A 5,561-nucleotide genomic window follows, 5' to 3' on the forward strand; every position below is an offset into this window, starting at 1 on the left:
CGCGGACCGCTCGGCCACACGGTAAAGACCGTACTTGCGAATGTACTGGACCACGCCGTCGGGCACGAGGTACCAGACGGGACCGCCCCGACTCACTCGCCGTCGGCAATCGGTGGATGAAATCGCCATGGCGGGGACCTCCACCAGGGAGATCTTGTCCGCCGGCAGCCCCGTATCGGTCAGGACGTGCCCGGGCCGAGTCACCCCAACCATGTGCGCCAGGCTGAGGATCTCCTCGTTGTTCTTCCAGGTGAGGATCTGCGCGAGGGCATCCGCGCCGGTGATGAAGTACAGCTCGGCACCGGGATACTCCGCCATGATGTCGTGGAGCGTATCAATGGTGTAGGTGGTGCCGCCCCGGTCAATATCCACGCGCGAAACCGTGAAGCGCGGATTCGACGCCGTCGCGATGACCGTCATGAGGTAGCGGTGCTCCGCAGGCGAGACGCGCCGGTCCCGTTTGAAGGGTTGCGCCCACGTGGGCACAAAAATGACCTCGTCGAGGTTGAAGACATCCTGGACCTCGGACGCGGCCACGAGGTGCCCGTGATGGATCGGGTCGAAGGTGCCGCCCATGATGCCGATGCGCAGAGGACGCGTACTGTCACTCACAAGCGACCCTCCGCGTTGGCGATCTCCACGTGTGCTCCTCTGGTCCGTTCCGCGCGCCGATTGCGCCCGGTTGTCTCCATCCTGCCACGCCACAACCACGAAGACCGATTCGCACACGCGGTGCACAGCCTTTGAAATACCTCCCCGCAGCAGTCATCTTGAGCACTACTCCCCCTGATATCCGCCGCCGATGCACCCGACAAGGCACCTCGATAGCGACCATCACCAACCGCCCCGAACCTCCTCCGCCGACTCCGACGTTGGAAAAAGACATGACATCTGCATGCACGAAACGCACACCGGATCACCAAAGTATGGCTACCATCGCGACAAGTTGTCGTCATCTCACCCGGATGGCGCCCTGTCCACTCACGCCACCTACGGTCACAGGACAGTCCCCGACCGGCCCTGGTTGATGACAGCACCTGTCCCTCATCCCGAAAGGAGACCACGGTGATTTGGTTTCACCTGGCCGTCGTTCTGCTCTTCATCATCATCGGCGCCCGCATGGGCGGCGTTGGCATCGGTCTGGCAGGCGGCGCCGGCATCCTGGTGATGGTTCTCACCGGCGTGCACACCTCGGTCGACGACGCCCCGTGGGAGGTCATCGGCATCATCATGTCGGTGATCTGCACGGTGGCCGCCCTGCAGCTCGCCGGCGCTATGGACCACCTGGTGCATCTCACTGAGGTCCTGTTGCGCAAGCACCCCAAGCAGATCGTGTTTCTCGCACCGCTGGTGACCTTCCTCATGTCGTTGCTGTGCGGTACCGGACACACCGCCTACTCGGTCATCCCCGTCATTGTGGACGTCGCCAAGGCACACGGGATCCGCCCGTCGCGCCCGCTGTCAATCGCCGTCGTCGCCTCTCAGGTCGGCGTGGCCGCTTCCCCCATCTCTGCGGCCATGGTGGCGCTCGTCGTCGCCCTGGAGCCGCTCCATGTCGGCTACCTGCAGTGCCTGGCGATCGTCATTCCCACCACCTTCATCGGCTGCGCCGTCGGCGCCGTCGTCGCCTACTTCCAGGGCTCCGAACTCAAGGACGACCCGGTGTACATCGAGCGCATGAACAAGGGGTTGGTCAAGCCCTCCACCGCTGCCGCCACCGACTACAAGGCAGCCCCCAGCGCAGTGCCCAGCCTGCTCATCTTCCTTGCGGCCCTCATCCTGGTGGTTGCTTACGCCACGATTTCCTCGCCGGAGCTGGGCATCATGAGCGACCCGCCGATGGGTTCGACCCCGGCGATCATGACCATCATGCTGGCCACTGCGGCCATCATCTGCGCCGCTGCCAAGAAGCCGACGGCGCAGATCGCCACCCAGGACACCTTCCGCGCCGGAATGACCGCCGCCGTATGCATCCTCGGTCTGGCCTGGCTGGGCAACGCCTTCGTCAACCAGTATGAGGAGACCATCTCCAACGCCCTGTCCGGCCCGTTCCAGGCCGCGCCGTGGCTGGTGGCGGTGTTCTTCTACTTCGCCGCGCCGCTCATGTTCTCCCACGCCGCCACTACCCGCGCATTCATGCCGCTCATGGTGGCACTGGGACTGCCGGGGACGGCACTGGTCGCCTCCTACCCGGCGGTCGCGAACTACTACCTCCTGCCCAACTACCCGACGACGGTCGCCGCTATGGAAATGGACGACACCGGCTCCACACGCGTGGGCAAGACGGTGCTCAACCACCCCTTCGTACTGCCCGGTACCGCCTCCATCATCGTGTGCGTGGCGCTCGGGTTCCTCATGGCTCCGTACATCCTCTGACGCGCCGCCGATGCCGCGGACGGGGGTGGGCCTCGTCGTGTGGTGGCGGTTTGCGCGTAGCTTGCCGCCGCACGACGAGGCCCGCCCCTATGCTCAAGGGCCTCGCTCGCACTCGCGCCTCTCGCCACTGGGGGCGCTCGTCCCATCCCCGCGTTCAAGAGTCCTCCCCCGGCATCACGAACACACTCAGGGTCCATCCCCGTGGCGCCACGAACACGAGTTCGCCCGATGAACACGAGTTCTCCCCAAAGACACGAGTTTTGGAGTTCTGCACTGTCTCAACACCCGCATATCTCCAAAACTCGTGTACATGACACAAACTCGTGCGCATGACGTGAAGTCGTGTACGTGGCACCCAGCTCATATGTAGAGCCCAGCTCGTGTGCGTCGTCGTCGACCTCAACCACCAACACCCCACCCGGATACCCGCAGCAGGAACTCCAGCCGCGCCGCGACCGCCGGCACGCCCGAAGCCTCACTACCCCACCTGACCCACGCCGTCGGCACCCCGAAGCCTCACTACCCCGCCTGACCCACGCCCCGAGGCCAGGCCGCACCCAGCCAAGCGATCACGGCCACCACCGCAACACCAGCCCCACTCCGCATCAAGAGACGTGACCCACGCCAGGAAAACCTGAGCGGCTTCCCAAGACTTAGCCCGCCCTCAGCAACTTCGACCGGTTTCGGCACGTAACAAGTGCCGGTCTCGGCACGTAACAAGTGCCGGTTTCGGCACGTTATTAGTGCCGGTTTCGGTGAAGAGGGCGGGCGGCGGCGGGGCGGGCGGCGACGTTGCGGACGGCTGGGACCTGCCTTAGAGAATTCTCATCGTTGTCTCATCGCTGCCTTCCGGGGCGGCGGGAGTCTTAATCCAAAGGTCGCACCCGACGACGGAAAGAAGACTCCCTTGACGCAGACAATGACACAGACGTTGCCACAGACGCTGACCCCCGCCAGCATCCGCGTCGTCCTCTACAGCCACGACGCGCAAGGACTGGGTCACCTCCGCCGCAACCTGGCACTGGCCCACAAGCTCGCCACCGAACTGCCCACGCTGACGGGGGCCAAGGTGACCGGCCTGCTCATCGTCGGCATGCTGCCCTCCACCGGCTTCCCCCTGCCCGAGGGCTTCGACTGGCTCGTCCTACCGGGGTTCGCCAAGGGCCCCCACGGCTACGAACCACGCAGCCTGCGCGAGGCCCCCGAGTCGCTGGCCGAGCTGCGCGCGCAGCTGGTCGACAGCGCACTGGAACAGTTCGCACCCCACCTGGTCATCGTCGACCGCCACATCTACGGGGTCCGCAAGGAGCTGTACGCGCCATTGCGGCGCCTGCGCGAGGACTACCCCGACACCCGGATCGTCCTGGGGCTGCGCGAGATCCTGGACTCCCCCGAGGTGGCGGCGGCCGAGTGGCGGGAGCTGGACGCCCCCGGCAACCTGCGCCGCCTCATCGACGAGGTCTGGGTGTACGGCGACCCCGCCGTCCACGACTCCATCGCCACCGGCGAGGTACCCATCTCCCTGCGCAACCGCGCCGTCTTCACCGGCTACCTCGCCAAGGAACGCGGCCACCTGGACCGCAACTACGCGAGCATGCCGTCGCGCTTCGTCCTGACCACCGTCGGCGGCGGCTCCGACGGCTTCCAGCTGCTGCGCAGCGCCGTCCGCATGACGCCGCCACCGGGCTACCGGCACGTCCTGGTCACCGGCCCGCAGGTCGACGACGCCCAATTCGCCGCGGTGCGCGAGGCCGCCGGCCCGATGACCGAAGTGCACCGCTCCCTACCCGGGCTGGGCCAGTGGATCGCCCGCGCCTCCGCCGTCATCGCCATGGGCGGGTACAACACCGCCTGCGAAATCCTGGCCACCTCCACCCCCGCACTCATCGCTCCACGCGAGCAGCCCCGCCGGGAACAGCTCATCCGCGCCCGCGCGCTGGAGGCCGTCGGCGCCGTCGACGTCATGCGCGTCGCCGACCTGAGCACCGCGGCACTGTCCCGCTGGACCGCGCAGGCGGTCACCCGCAGCATCGCCCGCGACCGTATCGACGGCGATGGGCTGCACGCGGTCGCCCACCGGGCCGCCGCCCTGTTCCGCTCCCGTTCCACCGCTCTTGAATCGCTTGAGGAGAAGGCATCATGACTCGAATCGGATACGTCCTCAAGGTCTATCCCCGCTTCTCGGAGACCTTCGTCGTCACCGAGATGCTGGCCCGCGAGGCCCTCGGGGATGACCTGACCATCTACGCGCTGCGCCCCACCACCGACTCCCGCTTTCACCCCGAAATCGCCCGCATTCGGGCGCAGGTGAACTGGGTGCCGCGCCCACGCCGCGCCATCGACATGTGGGAGCTGCTGGCCACCTCGGTCAACGAACCCGACATGCGCACCCGCCTGGCGGAGATTCTGCCCGCGGTGGCGGATCTGCCCGGAGACGAGGTCGCCCAGGGTGCCGCCCTGGCCCGCGCCGCCCGCGACGCCGGCATCACCCACCTGCATGCGCACTTCGCCTCGCTGGCGGGCCGCACCGCCTGGATCGCCTCCCGCCTCAGCGGCATCCCCTACACGGTGACCACCCACGCCAAGGACATCTACCACGAGTCCGTCAACCAGCTGTGGCTGCGCCGCATCTGCGCCGACGCCGACCGGGTGGTGGCCATCAGCCGCTACAACGAGCGCAACCTGCACTCCCTGCTGGCAGGCACCGGCGCCCGGATCGAGCTGCGCTACAACGCGCTCGAACTGGACCGCTTCCCCTTCCGTCCACCCGCACCCGCCGACGGGCCCCTGCGCATCGCCGCAGTGGGCCGCCTCGTGCCCAAGAAGGGTTTCGCCGACCTCATCGACGCCGTCGACATCCTCACCCGGGCGGGCGTGCCCGTCAGAGCGGACATCGCCGGCGAAGGTGAGGAGCACGACCGGCTCGCGGCACAGATCCTCTCCCTGGGGCTGGGCGACCGCGTGCACCTGTTGGGGCCGCTCACCCAGGAGGAGGTACGCGCCCTGCTGGGCCGGGCGCACGTCTTCGCCGCCCCCTGCATCCCCACCGCCGACGGCAATATCGACGGCCTGCCCACCGTGGTCCTGGAGGCCATGGCCTGCGGCACTCCCGTCGTGGCCACCGCCGTGTCCGGACTGCCGGAGGTCGTGCGCGACGGCGACACCGGGATCCTGCTCCCGCCCGC

4 protein-coding genes are annotated in these 5,561 nt (G+C 67.4%); 3 read left to right on the top strand and 1 reads right to left on the bottom strand.

The features are described from left to right. A partial coding sequence (gene nadD / locus RWX45_RS01960) for a nicotinate-nucleotide adenylyltransferase (RefSeq protein ID WP_316022110.1) occupies positions 1-612 on the bottom strand: 612 nt, incomplete at its 3' end. A 453-nt stretch (positions 613-1,065) separates the two neighbouring features. Here nadD and RWX45_RS01965 point away from each other — a divergent pair. From RWX45_RS01965 to RWX45_RS01975, 3 genes are all read left to right on the top strand, one after another. Next, positions 1,066-2,376, top strand: coding sequence for an anaerobic C4-dicarboxylate transporter (locus RWX45_RS01965; RefSeq protein WP_316022111.1), 1,311 nt, complete (start codon positions 1,066-1,068; stop codon positions 2,374-2,376). 907 nt (positions 2,377-3,283) lie between these two features. Beyond that, complete coding sequence (locus RWX45_RS01970) at positions 3,284-4,519, top strand: glycosyltransferase family protein (RefSeq protein WP_316022112.1); 1,236 nt, start codon at positions 3,284-3,286, stop codon at positions 4,517-4,519. Beyond that, a partial coding sequence (locus RWX45_RS01975; protein WP_316022113.1) for a glycosyltransferase occupies positions 4,516-5,561 on the top strand: 1,046 nt, incomplete at its 3' end. The genes RWX45_RS01970 and RWX45_RS01975, both read left to right, overlap by 4 nt.

It is taken from the genome of Actinomyces sp. MRS3W (genome assembly GCF_032465695.1).
Taxonomy (GTDB): domain Bacteria; phylum Actinomycetota; class Actinomycetes; order Actinomycetales; family Actinomycetaceae; genus Actinomyces.